The 19,902-nt window shown below is 70.5% G+C and carries 16 protein-coding genes; 11 read left to right on the top strand and 5 right to left on the bottom strand.

Annotated elements, in window-relative coordinates; translation table 11 throughout:
- Positions 1-4: 4 nt before the first annotated feature.
- Complete coding sequence (locus GC203_RS10625; protein ID WP_293454058.1) at positions 5-754, bottom strand: ABC transporter ATP-binding protein; 750 nt, start codon at positions 752-754, stop codon at positions 5-7.
- Positions 751-1,587: an ABC transporter permease gene (locus tag GC203_RS10620; protein WP_293454056.1), complete on the bottom strand. Its 837-nt coding sequence runs from the start codon at positions 1,585-1,587 to the stop codon at positions 751-753. The genes GC203_RS10625 and GC203_RS10620 overlap by 4 nt, the downstream gene beginning before the upstream one ends.
- A 131-nt stretch (positions 1,588-1,718) precedes the next feature.
- Here GC203_RS10620 and GC203_RS10615 point away from each other — a divergent pair, with 131 nt between their 5' ends.
- Genes GC203_RS10615 through GC203_RS10605 form a run of 3 tightly spaced genes read left to right on the top strand, consistent with a single transcriptional unit; the run spans position 1,719 to position 4,515 of the window.
- Positions 1,719-2,786, top strand: a complete 1,068-nt coding sequence (locus GC203_RS10615; RefSeq protein ID WP_293454054.1) for a glycosyltransferase family 2 protein — start codon at positions 1,719-1,721, stop codon at positions 2,784-2,786.
- Positions 2,783-3,139, top strand: coding sequence for an EamA family transporter (locus tag GC203_RS10610; protein ID WP_293454051.1), 357 nt, complete (start codon positions 2,783-2,785; stop codon positions 3,137-3,139). The genes GC203_RS10615 and GC203_RS10610 overlap by 4 nt, the downstream gene beginning before the upstream one ends.
- On the top strand, positions 3,136-4,515 hold the full coding sequence (locus GC203_RS10605; RefSeq protein WP_293454048.1) for a hypothetical protein: 1,380 nt from the start codon (positions 3,136-3,138) through the stop codon (positions 4,513-4,515). The genes GC203_RS10610 and GC203_RS10605 overlap by 4 nt, the downstream gene beginning before the upstream one ends.
- Here GC203_RS10605 and GC203_RS10600 read toward each other — a convergent pair.
- On the bottom strand, positions 4,478-5,614 hold the full coding sequence (locus tag GC203_RS10600) for a hypothetical protein (protein ID WP_293454046.1): 1,137 nt from the start codon (positions 5,612-5,614) through the stop codon (positions 4,478-4,480). The two genes, GC203_RS10605 and GC203_RS10600, sit on opposite strands and share 38 nt — an antisense overlap.
- Positions 5,615-5,718: 104 nt before the next feature.
- Here GC203_RS10600 and GC203_RS10595 point away from each other — a divergent pair, with 104 nt between their 5' ends.
- The 4 genes from GC203_RS10595 to GC203_RS10580 are packed head-to-tail and all read left to right on the top strand — an operon-like array spanning position 5,719 to position 11,535.
- The gene (locus tag GC203_RS10595) at positions 5,719-7,680 is read left to right on the top strand and encodes a hypothetical protein (protein WP_293454044.1); all 1,962 of its coding nucleotides are present in this window, start codon (positions 5,719-5,721) and stop codon (positions 7,678-7,680) included.
- Positions 7,677-9,290, top strand: a complete 1,614-nt coding sequence (locus GC203_RS10590; RefSeq protein ID WP_293454042.1) for a hypothetical protein — start codon at positions 7,677-7,679, stop codon at positions 9,288-9,290. Before GC203_RS10595 ends, GC203_RS10590 begins: the two co-directional genes overlap by 4 nt.
- Positions 9,287-10,312, top strand: coding sequence for a hypothetical protein (locus GC203_RS10585; protein WP_293454040.1), 1,026 nt, complete (start codon positions 9,287-9,289; stop codon positions 10,310-10,312). Before GC203_RS10590 ends, GC203_RS10585 begins: the two co-directional genes overlap by 4 nt.
- Positions 10,288-11,535, top strand: a complete 1,248-nt coding sequence (locus GC203_RS10580) for a hypothetical protein (protein WP_293454038.1) — start codon at positions 10,288-10,290, stop codon at positions 11,533-11,535. The genes GC203_RS10585 and GC203_RS10580 overlap by 25 nt, the downstream gene beginning before the upstream one ends.
- Here the strand turns inward: GC203_RS10580 and GC203_RS10575 are convergent.
- Positions 11,495-12,292 carry a DUF6270 domain-containing protein gene (locus tag GC203_RS10575; RefSeq protein WP_293454037.1) on the bottom strand — a complete coding sequence of 266 codons (798 nt, stop codon included), beginning with the start codon at positions 12,290-12,292 and terminating at the stop codon, positions 11,495-11,497. The genes GC203_RS10580 and GC203_RS10575 overlap by 41 nt on opposite strands.
- A 221-nt stretch (positions 12,293-12,513) precedes the next feature.
- Here GC203_RS10575 and GC203_RS10570 point away from each other — a divergent pair, with 221 nt between their 5' ends.
- The 4 genes from GC203_RS10570 (at position 12,514) to GC203_RS10555 (ending at position 18,746) form a co-directional block, all read left to right on the top strand.
- Positions 12,514-14,250, top strand: a complete 1,737-nt coding sequence (locus tag GC203_RS10570) for a type I secretion system permease/ATPase (protein ID WP_293454035.1) — start codon at positions 12,514-12,516, stop codon at positions 14,248-14,250.
- On the top strand, positions 14,247-15,617 hold the full coding sequence (locus GC203_RS10565; protein WP_293454033.1) for an HlyD family type I secretion periplasmic adaptor subunit: 1,371 nt from the start codon (positions 14,247-14,249) through the stop codon (positions 15,615-15,617). Before GC203_RS10570 ends, GC203_RS10565 begins: the two co-directional genes overlap by 4 nt.
- 213 nt (positions 15,618-15,830) lie before the next feature.
- Entirely contained in the window at positions 15,831-17,726 is a 1,896-nt protein-coding gene (locus GC203_RS10560) for a calcium-binding protein (protein ID WP_293454031.1), read from the top strand.
- 57 nt (positions 17,727-17,783) lie between these two features.
- Complete coding sequence (locus GC203_RS10555) at positions 17,784-18,746, top strand: CmcI family methyltransferase (RefSeq protein ID WP_293454030.1); 963 nt, start codon at positions 17,784-17,786, stop codon at positions 18,744-18,746.
- 138 nt (positions 18,747-18,884) lie between these two features.
- Here GC203_RS10555 and GC203_RS10550 read toward each other — a convergent pair whose 3' ends face one another.
- Positions 18,885-19,895 (bottom strand): M23 family metallopeptidase, encoded by a 1,011-nt coding sequence (locus GC203_RS10550; RefSeq protein ID WP_293454029.1) that lies wholly within the window; start codon positions 19,893-19,895, stop codon positions 18,885-18,887.
- Positions 19,896-19,902 lie beyond the last annotated feature (7 nt).

Raw genomic sequence — 19,902 nt, 5'->3', positions numbered from 1 at the left:
CACCCTACCGGGCCAGCAGTTCGTCGAGCCGGCGGATGTCGACCACCTCCGAGGCGACGCCGCCGTCCAGCCGCATGACCTTGTTGCAGTAGAGCTTGAGCAGCGAGACCTCGTGCGTGGCCAGCACCAGGATGCCCGCGCGCTCCACGAGGCTGAGCAGCCGCTTGTGGGCCACCTGCTGGAACTCCGAGTCGCCGACCGCGATCCACTCGTCCATCAGGAGGACGTCGGTCTCGACCGCCGTGGCCGCGGCGAAGGCCAGGCGGCCCTTCATGCCCGCGGAGTAGGTCTTCACCGGCATCGCCAGGAACGGGCCCAGGCCGGTGAAGTCGGCGATCTCGTCCATCTTCGCCTCGATCTCGCGCGAGGAGAGCCCGGCGATGCGGCCGCGCAGGCGGATGTTCTCGTAGCCGGTGGCCGAGGCGTCGATCCCAAGGCTCAGGTCCAGCAGCGGCGCGATGCGGCCGTGGACGTCGATGGTGCCCTCGTCGGGCTCGTAGGCGCCGGAGAGGGCTCGCAGCAGCGTCGTCTTGCCCGAGCCGTTGTGGCCGATCAGGCCCAGCCGGTCGCCGGCCTTCAGCTCCAGGTTCACGCCCGACAGGGCGGTGACGTCGGTGACGCCGGCGTGGCGGCCCAGCACGCCGCCGACGGTGACGCGGGCCAGCGCCTTCTTCAGCGACTTGGCGTCGACGCCGTAGACCGGGAACCTGAGCGTCAGGTTGGTGCAGGTGATGGAGGCGGTGACGGGGTTCACAGGTAATGCACGATCCGGCGGCGCGTCCGCGCGAACAGGGAGAAGGTGAAGAGCCAGCCGAGCAAGGCCATCAGCGCCAGCACCCCGTAGGTGTGCTCGGGCACCGTCTGGCCCAGCAGCGGCGAGCGGACGGCGGTCAGCAGGTGGTAGAACGGGTTGGCCTCCAGCACCGCCCGGTGGGCGCCCAGGCGCAGGTCGGGCAGCCAGAAGACCGGCGTCATGAAGATGGCGAACTGCATGATCGACTGGACGATCTGGGGGATGTCGCGGAAGCGGGCCGAGGCGATGCCGGCCAGCATCGACAGCCAGGCGGCGTTGACGAGCATCAGCACGATCCCGATCGCCGCCGCCGGCACATTGGCCTTGCGCCAGAAGCCGAAGATCACCAGCACGGCGACCACGATCACCATGTGGTGGGCTAGGTTGATCAGGTTGCGGAACATCACCCGCCACACGAAGGTGAACATCGGCAGGCTGGTCTGCGACAGCATCCCGGAGGCCTGGACGAAGGTCTCGCAGCCCTCGTTGATCGTGCCGGTCAGCACGCCGAAGAACACGATGCCCAGCGCCACATAGGGCAGGTAGGTCTCGATCGGGATGTGGAAGAGCCCGGCGTAGAGGAAGCCGATGCCCAGCACCATCAGGCCCATGGAGAGCGTGATCCAGAACGGACCCAGGATCGAGCCGCGGTAGCGCGAGCCGATGTCGTGCCAGGCCAGCGACCAGGCCAGCCCGATGCGCTGGAACGAGCCCCGCAGGTCCCGCAGCGCCATCATGAGCTGGAAGCGCGCGCCGCGCTGGCCGATCCGCAGCAGGTGTGTGGAGGAGTCCATGGCCTCTCTCGACGGAAGGCGCCGCAGGTACCAGCCGTCCCCCTTCGGCGCAAGGACGGCCCCCGGACGACCTGCTTTGCAACACCGCGGGCTTCCATGCTAGCCCCCGCGCAAGGGGCTGATCCGAGAGCATGACGTCCGCCGAGAGAACCACCCGGAACGCCCCGCGCGCGCGCCGTCCCGCGGAGCCGCCGCCGGCCCTGCGCCTGGAGGAGTCCGGCGTGTGGCTGGTGGTGCCCTGCTACAAGGTGCGCGGCCACATCCTGCGGGTGATCGAGAAGACGCCGGCCTGGTTCGAGGGGATCGTCTGCGTCGACGACGCCTGCCCTGACGGCTCAGGCGACTTCATCGAGGCCGAGAACACCGATCCGCGCGTGGTCGTCGTGCGCCACGCCAAGAACCAGGGCGTGGGCGGCGCCACGCTCACCGGCTACGCCGAGGCCGCGCGCCGGGGCGGCAAGGTGCTGGTCAAGGTCGACGGCGACGACCAGATGGACCTCGGCTACGCCGCCCATCTCGTCGCGCCGATCCTGCTGGGCGAGGCCGACTACGCCAAGGGCAACCGCTTCACCTCGATCAGCCACCTGACGACGATGCCGACCGTCCGGGTGCTGGGCAACGCCGTGCTGAGCTTCGCCGCCAAGGTCTCCACCGGCTACTGGAACCTCTTCGACCCCACCAACGGTTACACGGCCATCGAGGCCCACGTCGCCCGCCTGGTCATGGAGAAGCGCGTCTCGCGGCGCTTCTTCTTCGAGACCGACCTGCTCTACCACCTGGGCACCCTCCGCGCCGTGGTCCGCGACGTGCCCATGCCGGCCCGCTACGCCGACGAGGTGAGCAACATCCGCATTGGCCGGATCATCGGCCCCTTCGCGCTCAAGCACCTGCGCAACTTCCTCCAGCGCGTCGTCGGCCAGTACTTCGTGCGCGACTTCAACGCCGCCAGCCTCGAACTGGTGTTCGGCCTGGTCTTCCTGCTGTTCGGCGCGGGCTACACCCTGAGCTACCTGGCCAACCGCGTGCCCGGCCAGGCGGCCTCGGCCGGGGTGGTGATGCTGGCGGCGCTGCCGGTGATCCTGGGCGTCCAGTTCCTGCTCCAGGCCATGAACTACGACGTGCTCAACGTGCCCAACCGCCCGATCCACCCCTATCTCGACGTGCTGACCCGCCTCGAACCGCAGGAGACGGCCCGGTGATCCTCAAGGACGCGGCCCTCTGCAGCGTTTTCGCCGTGGCCCTGCCGCTGGGCCAGATGCTGTTCAAGTGGGGGGCGGTCTACGACGCGCGCCTGTCGGGCCCCTTCCTGCTGCGGGTGATGCAGAACCTGCCGCTGATCGGCGCCTTCGCCTGGTACGGCCTGACCGCGCTGCTGTGGTTCTACGTGCTGACCCGCGTGCCGCTGTCGACGGCCTACGCCTTCTCGCTGGTCGGCTCGTGCCTCGTGCCGCTGGCCGGCTGGCTGGTGTTCAAGGAACAGGCGTCCTGGAGCATGGGCGCCGGCTACATCCTGATGGTCGCCGGCCTGTTCCTCATCGTGCGCCCGGCGTGACCGGCGCGGCCGGCCTCGCGCGGTGGGCCTACTGGGCGGTCCTGCTGGCGGGCCTGGCCCTGATGCTGCGGCTGAACCTGCCGGGCCATCTCTCGGTCGATTCGGTCCTGGCCCTGCGCGAGGGCCGCCTGCACGTGCGCGACACGTGGAACCCGGCCATCTACAGCTGGCTGCTGGGCGTGTTCGACGGCCTGCGGCCGGGGACCGCCCTGGCGGTCGTGGCCAGCGGCCTCCTGCTGTTCGGCGCCTGGGCGGCGATGGCGTTCCTGCGGCCGCGCACCTCGTGGCTCGCGCCGATCCTGGCCGTGGGCGCGATCGCCCTGCCGCAGGTGGCGATCTATCCGGGGATCGTCTGGAAGGACGTCTGGTTCGCCGAGTCGGCCATCGCCGGGTTCGTCGTGCTGGCGCTGTCGCTCGGGAGCGCGGTCCCCGCCGCGCGCTGGGCCGGGCTGGCGCTGGCGGCGCTGCTGCTCGCCGCGGCGGGCCTGCTGCGGCAGAACGGCCTGATCCTGGCCCCGGCGGCGGCGCTCGCCATCGCCTGGGCCGCCTGGCCGCGGGGCGGCCGCCGCGCCCTGGCCCTCGCCGCCGTGTGGCTGGCCGCCGTGGCCGCCCTGACCCTGGCGCTTTCGGTGGCGGCCAAGCCACAGGGCATGGGCCCGCCCGATCCGGCCGGCGCCAAGGGCCTGCGCATCCTCGAGACCTACGACGTGGTGGGCGCCGCCGCCCATGGCGGCTTGCCGCTGGCCCGCATCGACCGCGTCAGCCCGGAGCTGGACGACCAGATCCGCGCGGCCGCGCCGGCCGACTATTCGCCCGAGCGGGTCGACACCCTCGGCGGCGACCCCAGGCTCGACCGCGCGCTCGGCAAGGTGCCGGGCGAGGTGATGCGCGCCGAGTGGCTCGATCTCGTCCTGCATCATCCGGAGACCTATCTCGCGGTGCGGGCCGAGGTGTTCCGCTGGGTCTTCGCCACGCCGGTGATCGACCGCTGCCTGCCGGTCCACGTCGGGATCGCCGGGCCGCCCGCCGCGCTCGCCGACCTGAAGATGCAGCCCCGGCGCTCCCGCGACGACATCCGGCTCTACAACTACGTCACCTGGTTCCTGGACACGCCGGCCTACTCCCACGTCGCCTACGCCGCCGTGGCGCTGGCGGTGGGGCTGGTCCTGCTGTGGCGGCGCGAGCCGGCCGACCTGGCGATGGCGGGGCTGATGGCGGGCGCGCTGGGCTTCACGGCCAGCTTTTTCGTCATCTCGATCGCCTGCGACTACCGCTACCTCTACTTCCTCGACATGGCGGCGGTGACCGGCGTGATCTACCTCGCCCTCGACCCGCGCCTTAGTCGTCCGAAAGCGCGGCGTCGAGCTGGGCGTTGACCTCGCCCAGCACATAGGCCTGGTCGGCCGCGATCTTCTCCAGCCGCCGCACGTCCTGCCGCCAGCCGGTCTCCAGCACCTCGCGCTGGCGGTCCATCTCGGCGCGCAGCTCCGCTTCCAGGGCCTCGGCGGCGGCCAGCTTCTCCCGCGCCTCGAACAGCTCCTCGCGCGCCACCGCCAGGTCGTGGGTGGGCGCCGAGACCAGGGCGCCGATCTCCACCTGGCGCCGGGCCAGTTCCGCCGCCGCGTCGTCCAGCGCGCCCGCATCGGGCGTCCCGCCCGCCGCGCGGGCGGCGAACCAGTCGAACACCGCCGCGGCGATCTCGCCGGCCCAGCCCAGGCCGGCCAGGCTGTGGTCGCCGGCGTTGTGGCGCAGGTCGGCGGTCAGGAACCGGTCGATCTCCCGGCCCGCCGCCGCGGTCAGCTTCGGCAGCGCCGCGCCATGCGCCGCCTCGATCCGCCCGGCCTCGGCGCGCCAGTCGGCCAGCAGCGCGTCGTAGCCCACGAACGCGCGCGGCAGGTCGCGGGTATAGGCCTCGGCCGCCAGCATATAGGCGCTCCAGACCAGGACCGACTTCTCGTCGGTGAAGCCGTCGCGGCGGCGCAGCGAGCCGGCCACCGCCAGCGGGTGGCGCACCGGGATCACGCAGCGCGCGCCCACCTCCAGCCGCTCCAGCACCGCCCGCCACATGGGCAGCAGCACGGTGGCGCGCGGGTCCTTCATCAGCGGCCAGGCGGCCGTCCCGTATTCCTCGCCGAAGAGCGCGGCGGCCTTGTCGCGCCAGTCGGCCTCGGCCTCGGGCGCCAGCGCCTTGAACGGGAAGGCGAAGGGGTCGTCCCAGGCCGAGCCGGCCGCGCGCAGCCGCTCGTCGTTGAAGCGCGCGATCTTCCAGGGCTCGAAGTAGCCCTTGGCGTTGTGCTCGTCGCCCGGCATCACATTGGTCGGCAGGTCGGCCCCGGCCAGCGCCAGCAGCTGGGTGACCGCCGAGGTCCCCGAGCGGTGCATCCCCAGCACGAGGTAGGCGGTCCGCGGGGCGGCCGCGGCCTTCGGGCCCCGCGCGGCCTTCGGCGCGGTCTTTGGCGCGGTCTTGGCGTTCATGCTGGGTCCGGTGGTACGGTCCGCCGACCGGCGCCGCAAGCGGTTGATCGCCCGTGGCGGGTGGTGCACACAGCCCGGGCCCACCCGTGAGGAAGCCGAACGACATGGCCGCCAGGGCCAAAGCCCCTACAGCACCCGACGACGAGCATCTCCACCGGGTGATCTCAGCGGCCTTCGACCCGGACTTCTATCGCGCGGTCTACACCGATCTCCCGGCCCACGAGGGCGCGATCCTGCACTACCGCGTCCACGGCTGGCGCGAGGGCCGTGATCCGGCCCCCTGGTTCTCGGTCGACGCCTACCTCGAGGAGAACCCGGACGTCCGCAAGGCGCGGATCGAGCCGTTCTTCCATTTCCTGACCAAGGGCCGGGGGCAGGGACGCGAGGTGCGGCCCTCGCGGCACGCGCTGCTCTATTTCGACAGCGTCGGCTGGCGGCCGCGGGCCTGGAGCGTCGAGGGGTTCGCGCTGGGCCACGAGGCGCTGGCCCGCCGCGCGGCGCGGCGGGAGCCCGCCGTGCTCGACGAAGGCGCCCGCGCCGCCGTGGCCGAGGCGTTCGACGCCGCCTACTACCTCGCGGTGAACCCGGACGTGAGGGCCGCTGGGACCGATCCGCTGGAGCATTTCCTGTCGGCGGGCTGGCGCGAGGGCCGCGATCCGGCCCCCTGGTTCAGCGTCAGCCACTATCTGGAGGCCAACCCCGACGTCGCCGCCGCGGCGATGAATCCCTTCGCCCACTATCTGCTCGCCGGCCGTGACGAGGGCCGGGCGCCGCGCCACGACCTGGGCTTCCGCTACGACGTGATCGCGGGCCTGCGGCCCACCGCCGAGCGGATCGCCGAGGCGGCCGCGCGGGCCGCCGTGGCCGTGACCCAGGCGCCGGAGATCCTCGCCGAGGCGCTGGCGGGCCTGGGCGACCTGCACGTCACCCTCAGCCACGACCACTACCTGGAGCACGGCGGCGGCCTCCAGTTCTGCGTCCGCCGGGAGGCGGCGCGATTCGGCGCCATGGGGATCGACCACCTCCACCTCTTTCCCGCCACGCCCTGGCCCGGCGTCCGGGCCAGCGGCGAGCGCGGCCCCCTGGGCGTGCTGCTGAACGGCCGGCGCATCGGCGCCTTCGAGCCCGCAACCGTGCGCGACGTCCTGGCGGCCCATCCGGCGCCCGGCGCGCGCCGCAGCTTCGCGATCCACAGCCTGCTGGGCCACGGCGCCGACGACACGGCCGACATCCTGGCGGCGGCCGGGCTTCGCGAGGGCTTCTTCTGGCTGCACGACTTCGCCAGCCTCTGCGCGGGCTTCCACCTGCTGCGCAACGAGGTCCAGGACTGCGCCGCCCCGCCTGCCGACAGCCCCGCCTGCGCCGTCTGCGTCCATGGCTCGGCCCGCGCCCGCCACCTGGAGGTCCATGGACGCCTGTTCGACCGGCTCTCGCTCACCGTCGTGGCGCCCTCGCAGACCACCCTCGACTTCTGGCGCGCGCACACGGGCCTGCCCGCCGCCCGCGCCGCGGTGCTGCCGCACGCCCGCCTCGTCGATCGCGGCCCGGCGCCGAAGGTCCCGGCGGAGCGGCCCTTCCGGCTGGCGTTCCTGGGCATGCCGGTCGCGCTCAAGGGCTGGCCGGTCTTCCGCGAGCTCGCCCAGCGGTTCGCCGACGATCCCCGCTACGAATTCCATCACCTCGGCGGGCGGTCCGATCCCGCCGCGCCGGCCGTGTTCCATCCCGTGTCGGTCACCGACGAGACGCCCGACGCCATGCAGGCCGCGCTCGAAGCGGTCGAGGCCGACGCGGCGCTGATCTGGCCCCTGTGCCGCGAGACCTTCTCCTTCACCGCCTACGAGGCCGCCGCGGCCGGCGCGGCGGTGCTAACCGGGCCCGACAGCGGCAATGTCGCCGCCTTCGCCGCCGAGGGGCATGGCCGGGTGCTGGCCGACGAGGCGGCGCTGCGGGCGGCCTTCGAGTCGGGCGAGATCCTGGCCCTGGGCCGCAACCTGCGCCGCGCCCGGCTCTGCGGCCTGGAGCACAGCGGCATGAGCGCCGACCTCGTGGCGGAGACGCGCCCGTGAGCCCCTTCGCCGCCCTGGCCCGCCGATTCGGCCTCGTCGCGCCGCTGCCGCGTGTGCGCACCGAGCGCGAGATCGCCGAGCGCGCCTTCGACGCGGCCTACTACCTCGAGGTCAACACCGACGTGGCCGCGGCGGGCGACGACCCGCTGGAACACTTCCTGGCCTTCGGCTGGCAGGAGGGGCGGCGGCCGATCCCCGACTTCTCGCCCCGCGACTATCTGCTGGCCTTCCCGGAGGCGGCCGACTCCGGGGTCAATCCCTTCGTCCACTGGCTGACCAGCGGCCGGCCCGGCGTGTTCGTTCCCGAGCCGCCCGAGGGCTTCCGCGCCGAACTGCTCGCCCGCCTCACCTCGGTGGAAGACCGCATCGCCGCGGCGACCGGGGCCGCGATCCCGCTCGCCCCGCCCGGCGATCTCGCCCCGGCGCTCGGCCAGGCCCGCGGCGGCCTGCGCGACGTCCATGTCACCGTCAGCCATGACGACTTCACCGCCCATGTGGGCGGGCTCCAGACCGCCGTGCGGCGCGAGGCCGAGCGGCTCGCCCGGGACGGCCGCGACCACCTGCACCTCTATCCGGCCGAGGCCTGGCCGGTGGTGCGCGAGCCCGGCGATCCCGGCGCCCTGGGGGTCGTCTTGAACGGCCGCGGCCTCGGCTTCCACGCCGCCGCCACCGTGGCCGACGCCCTGGCCCGCGCGGCCTCCGGGCCCGCCGGGCGGCGCAGCCTCGCGGTCCACAGCCTGCTGGGCCACGCGGCCGACGAGATCGCCGACATCGCCGCCGCGCTCGGCCTGGCGGAGGGCGTCTTCTGGCTGCATGACTTCGCCAGCCTCTGCGCCGGCTTTCACCTGCTGCGCAACGACGTGGCCGACTGCGCCGCCCCGCCGCCCGGCAGCGCGGCCTGCGGCATCTGCGTCTACGGCGCCTGGCGCGCCCGCCACCTGGAACAGCACGCGCGCCTCTTCGAACGGCTGGCGCTCACCGTGGCGGCCCCGTCGAAGGCCACCCTGGAGCTTTGGCGCAGCCGCACGGGCCTGCCGGCGGCGGCCGAGGCCGTCCTGCCGCACGCCACGCTGGTGCCGAAGGGCCCGGCGCCGGTCCCGCGCGGCCGGCGGCCGTTCCGGCTGGCCTATGCGGGCCTGCCCGTCGCCCATAAGGGATGGCCGGTCTTCACCGCCCTGGCGGCCAGGCTGGCGCGCGATCCGCGCTACGAGCTGGTTCACCTGGGCGTGCGCCGCGACCCCGACCTGCCCGTGCGCTTCCGCGAGGTGGCGGCCGGCCCGTCGCGGCCGCTGGCCATGCGCGACGCCCTGGCCGAGGAGGCCGCCGACGCCGTGCTCGTCTGGCCGCTCTGCCGCGAGACCTTCTCGTTCGTCGCCTACGAGGCGGTCGCCGCGGGCTGCGCGGTGATCACCGGCCCCGACAGCGGCAACGTCCAGGCCTTCGTGCGCGAGGGCGGCCACGGCCGCGTCCTCGAGGACGAGGACGCCCTGGCCCAGGCCTTCCTCGGCGGCGACATCCTCGACCTCGCCCGCGCGGCCCGCCGCCCCATGCTCTACGACCTCGCGTTCAGCGCGCTCAGCCTCGACCTGCCCACACGGCCCGCCGCATGAAAGTCCTCTGCTATTCCAGCTTCACCTTCTCGTACCTCAACCGGGCGCGGGTGCTGTTCCAGACGCTGCGGCGTTTCCACCCCGACTGGGAGCTGGCGGCGCTGATCACCGACCGGCCTCCGGAGGGGTTCGATTTCGACCCCGCGAACGAGCCGTTCGACCGGCTGGTCTGGGCCAGCGACCTGGGCGTTCCCGACTTCGACGGCTGGCTCTTCAAGCACGACGTGGTCGAGGTCTGCACGGCGGTGAAGGGCCCGTTCATCCACCAGGCCTGCGGCTGGGGCTTCGACGCGGTGATCTACCTCGATCCCGACACCGCCCTGCTGGGCAGCCTCGATCCCCTGGTCGAATGGCTGGGCGAGCACGACATCCTGCTGACCCCGCACCTGATCGACCCGAACGACGATCGCGCCGCGATCCTCGACAACGACCTGTCGGCCTCGCGCACGGGCATCTTCAACCTGGGCTTCGTCGCCATCCGCACGACGGGAGAGGGCGCGCGCTTCGCCAAGTGGTGGAACGACCGCCTGCTCGAATACTGCTACGACGACATGCCGAACGGCCTCTTCGTCGACCAGCGCTGGTGCGACCACGTCCCGGCCCTGTTCGACCGGGTGAAGATCATCCGCGACCCCGGCTACAACGTCGCCAGCTGGAACCTCTCGACCCGCACCGTCGATGTCGGCAAGGACGGCCGCATCACCGTCAATGGCGCGCCGCTGCGCTTCTGGCACTTCACCAAGCTGGGGCCGCTGGGCGACACCATGACCCGCCGCTATGCGGGCCGGAACTTCCCCGTCTACGAGATCTGGGCCTGGTACCGCCGCGAGGTGGCCAAGGCCACCGATCCGGCCATCCCCGAGCGCTGGTGGGCCTTCGCGACCTACGCGGACGGCCGGCCTATCGCCAAGGACGAGCGCGTGCTCTATCGCGAGCGCATCGACCTGCAGCAGGCGTTCCCCAATCCGTTCGCCTCCGGGCAAGGCAGTTTCCAGGAATGGCTCGAACACGAAGGCGTCTGAAACCGGCCGAAGCGCCGCCGTCCGAGGGCGTGGGCCTGCCCGCGATCCTGGAGAAGGCCCGCGCCGTCGCCGCGCGGACCAAGGCGCTCAGCAGCGGCATCGACGGCGCCTATAAGCTGGCCCAACAGGCCCAGGTGCGCGAGGCCCTGACCCGCAGCGAGCTGACCCTGGCGCTGCACGCCGCGCTCGCGGTCCGGGCCGAGCTGGAGGCGCGCCTGCGCGACGAGGCGCTCGCCGCCTACCGCAAGGGCTTCGCCGGGCGCCTGCGCCGCCATGGCCGGCCCAGCCAGGCGCTCGACCGCGTGCTGGCCCGGCTGGGGTCGCTGGGCCGGGCGGCGGTGATCGCCCGCGGCGGGGTCTGGCGCGGAACCGGCCGGGGCCTTCACGACCTGCGCCACATGGCCGCCTACGCGCGCCGCCGGGCCAATCCGGGCGTGGCGCCGTCGGCCTTCCTCGATCAGGCCTGGTACCTGGCGGCCAATCCCGACGTCGCCGCGGCCGGCGCCTCGCCCCTGGTCCAGTACCTGCTGTCGGGCGGCCGCGAGGACCGCGATCCCCATCCCCTGTTCCATTCGGCCTGGTACCGCGCCCGCCACGCCGGCGAGATCGCCGCCACCAGCGTGACGCCCCTGGAGCACTACGCCGGCCTCGGCGCGGGGCGGGGAGACGCGCCGCACCCGGCCTTCGACGTGGCCCACTATCTGGCCCAGGCGCCCGACCTCGCGCTCGGCGAGGACCCGGCCAGCCACTACGTCCGGGCGGGCGCCGCGGCCGGGCTGTCGCCGCATCCGCTGTTCGATCCGGCCTGGTACGCGCGCCAGGCGGGCAAGGCCGAGGGCGCGGGCGGCCTCGTCCACTACCTGACCGAGGGCTGGCGGCGCGGGCTGTCGCCGCATCCGCTGTTCGACCCGGCCTGGTACCTGGAGACCTACGCCGACCTCGCCCAGGCGGGGGTCGAGCCCCTGACCCATTTCCTGACGGTCGGCGCGGACCACGGCCTGAGCCCCGGCCCCTGGTTCGACCTTCCGGCCTACGTCGCCCAGCGCGGCGCCGGGCGGACGCCGGGGACCAATCCACTGGTCGACTACCTGCGCGGCGGCGCCTGGGTCGTGGCCGAGCCGAAGCCCGGCTTTCCGACCGCCGCCTACCTCGCGTCCGAGCCCGAGCTGGCCCGCCAGGGCCTCACGCCGCTGGAACACTGGGCGCGGAAGCAGGCGCGCTGACGCCCAGCTCGGCCAGCTGGTCGCGGATTTCATTATAATATTCAGATATATAGTGAAACGGACTCAGCCCCCAGGCGTGGCCCGGATCGGCCAGCCGCAGTCCCGCCGCCTCGACCCGCGCCATCGGCGGCATCAGCGCCTCGAACGCCGCCTCCTGCCGCGCCAGCAGCTCGTTGTAGGGCCCGATCTCGACCGGCCGGCCGGCGGTTAGCTCCACGTTCCGGATCGGCCGCGTGGTCCCGTCCGCCATCCGCTGCTCGGTCGCCCAGCGCGCCGAGTGCAGGATCAGCTTGGCGCCCGCCAGCGGCGTGGCGCGCACCAGGGCGGCGAACTCTTCGGCCGCTTCCAGCCAGAGCCGCTCGGCGGCCGCCGACAATCGGGGGATCGGGCGCGCATGCTTGAAAGGCGCCTGCGCCAGATAGCCGCTGCGGATCAGTTCGGCGCTGTGCGTGGACACCGCGTCCCCGGTCGCGAGCAGGTCGAACCGCTCGTCGATGAAATCGAAGATGATGTGGGTGGGCCGCGCCGCGATCAGGCGGGTGAGGGCGGTCTTGCGCAGGTCCGCGACGAGCGCGTTGTGCTCGTGCTTCCTCATGTCCGCGGGCGGCTGCCGCGCAGGGCGAAACCCGGCCGCCGGCTCGGCCAGCAGGCTCGGCAGACTGGTCCGCGAAATGTAGGTCAGATGCTCGGCGCCGCCGCCACGGATTGGCCACAGATCACGGGTTATGCAGCTGCCGACAATGGCGATCCGCGTCATTGGGGCTCCTGGCGCGCAGCCTTCGGATCATTCATTTCTAGCATGCGTGCGCATATGATTCGCGGCATTGACAGCGCGGCGGCGTCCCACCATGTACGCGCGCTTCTCGGGCGAGCCCGTAAAATACGATACTCGGATTCTGAGGCGATCGCCCTTCGCGTTCATGCCTTATGATGAAGTTTAGATTATCAGGCGCCTGCGTCTGAAGGGCGACGAGACAGATGAAATTCCTGACGTTCCTCGCGAATCTTCCCGACAACGTGCTCGGACGCGCGTTGCGAGACAGCTACAAGCCGTTCGCGGTCGCGTTCTCGTTCAGCCTGGTCTCGAACCTGTTGTACATGGCGCTGCCGCTCTACACCTACCAGATCTACGGGCGGGTGATGGTGAGCCAGAGTCAGGCCACCTTGTGGGCGCTGACCCTCGTCATGCTCTTCGTGTTCGCGATCTCCAGTGTCGTGGACGACTTCCGCGCGCGCATCCTGATCAACTTCGGCGTAGCGCTGGACCATAGGGTTTCCGGGCGAATCTTCTCGAGCCTGTTCGACGCGGCGGTCCGTGGCGAGCCCGGCGCGCGCGCCCAGGCCTTGCGCGACCTGGACCAGTTTCGTCAGACCCTCACCGGCGTCGCGGCGGCGGCCTTCTTCGACGTGCCGTGGATTCCGGTCTTCATCGTCGTGCTGTTCATGATCGACCCGCTGGTGGGAATCATCACCGTCGCGGGGGCGGGCATCCTCTTCCTTCTGGCCCTGGCCCAGGCGCAGGCGACGCAGTCCGCGCTGAAGGAGGCCAATGACGCGGCGCTCAAGAGCTACGGCTTCACCGACGCGGCGCTCCGCAACAGCGAAGTCGTGCGCGCGATGGGCATGCTGCCAACGCTAGGCCAAGCCTGGGCGGCGTATCGCGCCATCACGATCCAGCGCGGCGCGATCGCGGCCGAAGCCTCGAATATGTACACCGACATGATCAAGGCGACCCGGATGGGGATCCAGATCCTGATCATCGGCGTGGGCGCTTATCTGGTGGTCGAGGGCAAGATCCACACTGGCCTGCTCTTCGCGAACATGATCCTCGCGAGCCGGGCGCTGCAGCCGATCGAGAAGATCGTCGCGGCATGGGAGCCGCTCAACGGAATGTACCGCGCCTACATGAGGCTGAACGGACTGCTCGCGAAAACCGAGCCGCCGGCGACGGCGACCGCGCTGCCGCGCCCGACCGGCAAGCTCTCGGTGGAAGGCGTCAATTTTGCGCCGCCCGGGGTCCAGCGACTCGTGCTGGCGAACATCAACCTTTCGCTCGAACCGGGCGAGGTCCTGGGGCTGATCGGTCCCTCGGGCGCCGGCAAATCGACCCTGGCGCGGCTACTGGTCGGAATATGGCGGCCGCTGAACGGGGTGGTGCGCCTCGATGGGGCCGACGTGTTCAGCTGGGACCGCGCAGATTTCGGGCGCTACGCGGGCTACCTGCCGCAGGACACCGAACTGTTCGCCGGTTCCGTCCGAGACAATATCGCCCGTTTTCGCGCCGACGTCGCTGACGCGGACGTCGTGGCCGCCGCCCAGATGGCCGGCGCGCACGAGCTGATCCTGCGCATGCCCAAGGGCTATGACACCGAGGTCGGCGAGGGGGGCGTCGTCCTGTCGGCGGGCCAGCGCCAGCGGGTCGGTCTTGCGCGCGCGGTCCTGTGCAATCCCGCCTACGTCGTCCTGGACGAGCCGAACGCCAACCTCGACGCCGAGGGGGAGGAGGCGCTGATGCGGGCCATCGAGGCGATCAAGGCCAATGGCGGCACCGTCATCATCATCTCCCACAAGGTCGGCGTCTTCCGTGCCGCCGACAAGATGCTCGTGCTGCGTGACGGCCGCGTCGAGCTGTTCGGTCCGCGCGATCAGGTGATGAGCCGGCTCATGAAGCCGGCGCCGGGGGCTGAGGTGCGAGCTGTGGAGGCTGGCCGGTGAAGCTCGATCTGGAACCGATAAACAGGGGCTACATCACGCCGACCTTCGGCGGCGACGACGAGCCGATGGCGCCCGAGCTGCGGCGACGGCTGCGCCGTCCCATGGTGGTCGGCGGGCTGGTGATCGGTGTGTTCGTCTTCGGCCTGGGGCTGTGGGCGTCGATGAGCCAGATCGCCAGCGGAATCACGGCGCAGGCGCAGGTGCGCGCCGACATCCAGCGCCAGACGCTGCGCCACCGCGAGCCGGGAACCGTCAAGAAGATCCTGGTCAAGGAAGGCCAGTTCGTCCGCGCCGGGCAGCCGCTGCTGCTGTTCGACGACGTTGAAGCCCGCGCAGCGGTCGACGTGCTGCAGAATCAGTACGACACCCTGATCGCGCAGAACGCCCGCTTCGCCGCCGAAGCCACCGGACAGGCGTTGCTGAAAATGCCTGAGGAGCTCACCCGGCGGGCCTCGGATCCCCGTGTGGCCGCGCTTATCCACGACCAGGAGTTCCTGTTCGCCACGCGGCGTGAACTCTTCCAGAGTCAATCGGCGGTCTTGGACCAGCGAATCGAACAGCAGAAGACTCAGATCGAGGGGCAGCAGGCCCAGGTCGATTCGATCGTCGAGCAGGCGCGGCTGACCAACGAAGAGCTGGATGGCTATCGCAAGCTGAACGAGCAGGGCTTCGCGCCGAAGACGCTGATCCTCCGCTATGAACGCAGCCTGGCCGACCTGGGCGGCCGCAAGGGTCAACTCGTTGCGGACATCGCACGCCTGAAGCAGCAGATGGGCGAGACCCGCATGCAGCTGGCGTCCCTGCGCGACGAACGCGAGAGCCAAGCCGCCGAAGGCCTGCGCGACAGCCAGACGCGACTTGCCGACGTGGTCCCTCGCCTGACGGCGGCCCGGCAGACCTTCGACAACACCGTCGTTCGCTCGCCCGTCGACGGCTACGTCTTCAATCTCACCCAGTTCACGACCGGTGGCGTCGTGGGCGGCGGTGAACTGCTCATGGATGTGGTGCCGGCCGGCACGCCGCTGACGGTCACCGCGATGGTCAGGCCGACGGACATCCAGGAAGTGCACGTGGGCATGCCCGCCAGGGTGAAGCTCACGGGCCTCAACCAGCGCTTCAACAGTCCTCTGGAGGCCACCGTCACCGTCGTTTCGGCGGATGCGATCACCAACGACAAGACCGGGCGGTCCTACTATCGCGTCGACCTGCGGATTCCGCCGACCGAGCTGAAGAAGCTCAAGCAGGGCGTCGAGCTGACGCCCGGCATGCCGGCGTCGGCCTTGATCAAGACCGGCGACCGCTCGGTGATGGGCTTCATCATTTCGCCCTTCACAGCGGTCCTGGAGGACGCCTTCCGCGAGGAGTAGCGGCGCCCCTGCAACACTTGGCCATTGTCGTTGCGGAGCCCCTTTTTGCAGTTGCCTATTATGTGGGCTTCCGATAGGTCTGCGCTCGGGCTCGTCTAACCTGTGACGCGGTCAGCTATGGCTGCGATGTGGGGGCTAGGACCGCTGGGACTGCGCCATCATGGATGGGGGTCAAGCGTTCTGGGGTCCGCGTGACACTGACTGGAGAGATCTATGGCGACTTATTTCTTTGAGACGATCACGGACGCGCAGGCTACCGCGTTCAAGTCGACGGACACCCTCGTCTTCCAGACGACGGGCGAGTCCGGCAACATCACGACCGTTCTTTTCAACGCCGCTACGCTGACGACGCCGGCGTCGGTGACGCTGATTTCGGGCCTCACCGGGCGCGCGGTCACCTTCGACGGCGCGGCGATCTCGGCGGCGACCAAGATCTACCCCGACAGCTCCGCTCTGTACGTCGGCACGGGCGGCGCCGACACGCAAGCGCTGGTCAACGCGACCAACGACGGCATGTACGGCGGCGACGGCGCCGACAACCTGGACGCCAGCAGCGGCAACGACCTGCTGCAGGGCAACGCGGGCAACGACACGCTCGCGGGCGGCGCCGGCAATGACACCATCTACGGCGGCAAGGACAACGACACGATCACTGTCGGGTCCGGCTCGAACTTCGCCCAAGGCAACCTGGGCGCCGACAACATCGACGCGACGGGCTCGACCGCCTCGAACACCCTCCTCGGTGGTAAGGACAACGACACCATCACCGGCGGCAGCGGTGCGGACTTCCTGAACGGCAACTCCGGCAGCGACAACGTCACTGGCGGCGGCGGCAGCGATAAGATCTACGGCGAAGACGGCGACGACAAACTGTCTGACGCCGGCAGCGCCTCGGACGTCGTCCTGATCGACGGCGGCGCGGGCAACGACAGCATCAACGCCGACGATCAGGCGAACTCCCTGCTGGGCGGCGACGGCAACGACACGATCACGATCGCGGTGGTGGCCGGCGGCAGCGCCGCCAACACCAACGTCCTCCAAGGCAATGCCGGCAACGACCAGCTGACGTCCAACTTCACGGGTTCGGACTCGATCTACGGCGGCCAAGGCAACGACACCATCGACGCCTCGGGCGCGGCCTCCGGTTCCGACTACCTGAACGGCAACGCTGGCAACGACTCCGTGGCCGGCGGCGGCGGTGCGGACCACATCTTCGGTGAAGGCGGCAACGACAACCTGGCCGGCAACGGCGGGAACGATGTCATCGACGCCGGCGACGGTCTCAACACCGTTGCGGGCGGCGCCGGCAACGACCAGATCACGGCGGGTGCGGGTGCTGACACGATCAGCGACACGGCCGGCAATGATACGATCGATAGCGGCGCTGGTGATGACCAGGTGACCGTGGCCGACGGCACCGACAACGTCACGCTTGGTGACGGCGACGACGCTTTCACCGCCACGGGCACGGGCTCCGACACCATCTCTGGCGGTGCGGGCAACGACACCATCCAGTCCAACGACAGCACGACCGACACCGCTGGCAATCCGCTCGCGACCAACGATCAGATCACGGGCGGCGAGGGCAACGACACCATCGACGCCGGCGCCGGCAAGAACAACCTTGAAGGCGGTGGCGGTGACGACCAGCTCACCACCGGCGGTGTCAGCGACTCGGGTGGTGCGGAAGTCGGCTATACCGACACGATCTCGGGCGGCGACGGCGACGACACCATCGACGGCGGTATGGGCGCGGACGTGCTCTACGGCGGCAATGGCGCCGACACCTTCCACTTCGACGCCAGCGACTCCGGCACGACCCTGACCACGATCGACAAGATCATGGACTGGGAGTCCACCGACAGCCTCGACTATGCGACTGCTGGTACGGCTGCGAACTACGTCGAAGCCGGGACGGCGGCGGACTACGCGACGGCGCTCGCCAATGCGACCGCCTTCTTCACGGGCTCCGCAGCCACTGAGTATTACGTGGTCCAGCTGAGCGACGGCGTGGTTGTTTTCTCCGACAACGGCACCGGCACGGCGGTGGACGCGGTGGCGCTCATCGGCAAGACGCTGGACGACATCGACTACAGCAACATCATCTAAGCTTTCGAGCTTGGAGCTGAGAATTGGTGGGCCGCCCCTCTGGGGCGGCCCATTTTCTTGGTCACCGTCCCGGACGCCGAGCTTCCGCCACCGCGCTCCGCGGGCCTGCCGCCAGGCCCTTTCGACCGAACCCCAGCCGCTTCGCCGCCGCGCAAGACCAATGCGACTTCATCGCCGCGACGGCCTTCGCTAAAAGATGCGCAAGGGAATCGGCGCCCCCGCACCGCCAAGCCGTTCGCACCGAGGCAAATCTTGATCACCACAATCGACGACGAACGCGGCGAAGTCGTAATTCGCGACGGCGACACCGAGGTGCGCCACAGCCTGGCCAGCCCGGAAGGCTTCGCGGCCGCGGCCCGCGCATGGCTCCGCGCCACCTGGGACGCCAAATACGTCTACAGCTTCAGCTGGATGGGACGGCCGATCATCCAACTGCCGGACGACATGATCCGGCTGCAGGAGGTTATCTACTCCGTCCAGCCCGACGTGCTGATCGAGACAGGGGTGGCCCACGGCGGATCTCTCGTCTTCTACGCCGCCCTGTTTGAAGCCATGGGGCGCGGACGGGTGATCGGCGTCGACATCGAGATCCGGCCTCACAACCGTCTCGCGATCGAAGCGCATGCGATGAAGAAGCGGATCGAGCTGGTGGAGGGCTCGTCCACGGATCCGGCCGTGCTGGATCAAGTCCGGGCCCAGCTCAAGCCCGAGGACAAGGTCCTCGTCATCTTGGACTCCAACCACACCAAGGAGCATGTCTTGAACGAGCTGCGCGCCTATGGCGAGCTGGTCAGCGTCGGCTCCTGGATCGTCGCCACCGACGGGATCATGGAACAGGTCGCCGGCGGTCCGCGGACAGCCCCCGATTGGTCGTGGAACAATCCGCGCCAGGCCGCGCTAGATTTCGTCGCCGAAGACAAGCGATTTGTCATCGAAGAGCCCATGCCCACATTCAATGAAGGCGTCGCCCAAGCTCGCGTCAGCTATTGGCCTGACGCCTATATCCGCCGGATCGCCTGACCCGGACGTTCGCAAACGATCGAACGCCGGGGCCCTTCCCGCTCAAGGGGAAGCGCTTGAACGGGACGATCGGACCATAGATCAAGTCCGTGGGCGCGCCTTGATCGCAAGGGCGGCCTCCGCCCCGCGGATCGCGCCCTAGTAGTTGAGCGACAAGCGCCGCGAGATCGCGACCTTGCCGGCGCGCCACACACGATACTCGGCGACGTAGGCTCCGGCCGGCCAGCCGGTCGCCGGCCTCTTCTTTCCCAGATAGATGAGATCCTGCGCCCGCCACCGCTCCAGGGGCGGACGTCGGCCACGAGCCAGCACGGCGCCGTCGGGTCCCTTGAGTTCAAGCTCCACGGAATCGCCGGGCAACAGTGCGATCGCGCGCACATAGGCGACGATGGCCGCCGCGTCACGCGACGGCGCCGCCACGTCGCCTCGCTCGATCTTGGCCATGTCGACGGGCCCGTCGGCGAAGCCGGCGTTCAGGACCACGCCCGCGTGGTAGGTCGCCTTCGCCCGGGCGTCGGCGCGCCAGAGTTCGGCTCGCGGCTTGCAGCCCTGCGCTTCCATGTCCGGAGCGAACGGATCGATGATCTGGCCGTCGTGGCGCACCTGGAAGTGCAGATGCGGGAATTCGGTGTCGCCCGAGAGGCCGACGTGGCCGAGCGGCGTCCCGGCGGCGACCTCCTGGCCGTTCGCCACGGCGATGCTGCCCTGCGCCATGTGACAGTACTGGGTCTGCCAACCGCCGCCGTGGTCGATCACCACGCCGTTGCCGCACTCCCGGCCCGTCACCGACGGCCCGCCCGGCGTGCGGATCGAGATGTCGGCCATGCCGTCGCGCGTCCCGATCACCTTCCCGGGCGCCGCCGCCAGCACCTCCACGCCGCGGCGCTCGGCGGCCATGTCGGGCACGCGGATGTCCACGCCCTTGTGGCCGTCGTACGTCTGCAGGCCGCAGTGATAATCGCGCGTGCCGGGGCCGGGGTCGCGATCCACATAGTGCTGGATCTCGCAGGTGCGGCCGGGTTCGCAGGCGATCGGCCATGCCAACTCCGGCGCGCCGGATTCGGCGTCGCTCGTGGATGGGGCGAACGCAACGCCCGCGAGGAAGCTGAGACCCGCAACGGTCCCGGCGGCGCGTTTCGAGATTCGCATGGCGAGA

This window comes from Phenylobacterium sp., assembly GCF_016124325.1.
Lineage (GTDB): Bacteria > Pseudomonadota > Alphaproteobacteria > Caulobacterales > Caulobacteraceae > Phenylobacterium.
Note: the sequence above shows the minus strand (reverse complement) of the source record. Positions and strands in the feature narration are given on the sequence as shown.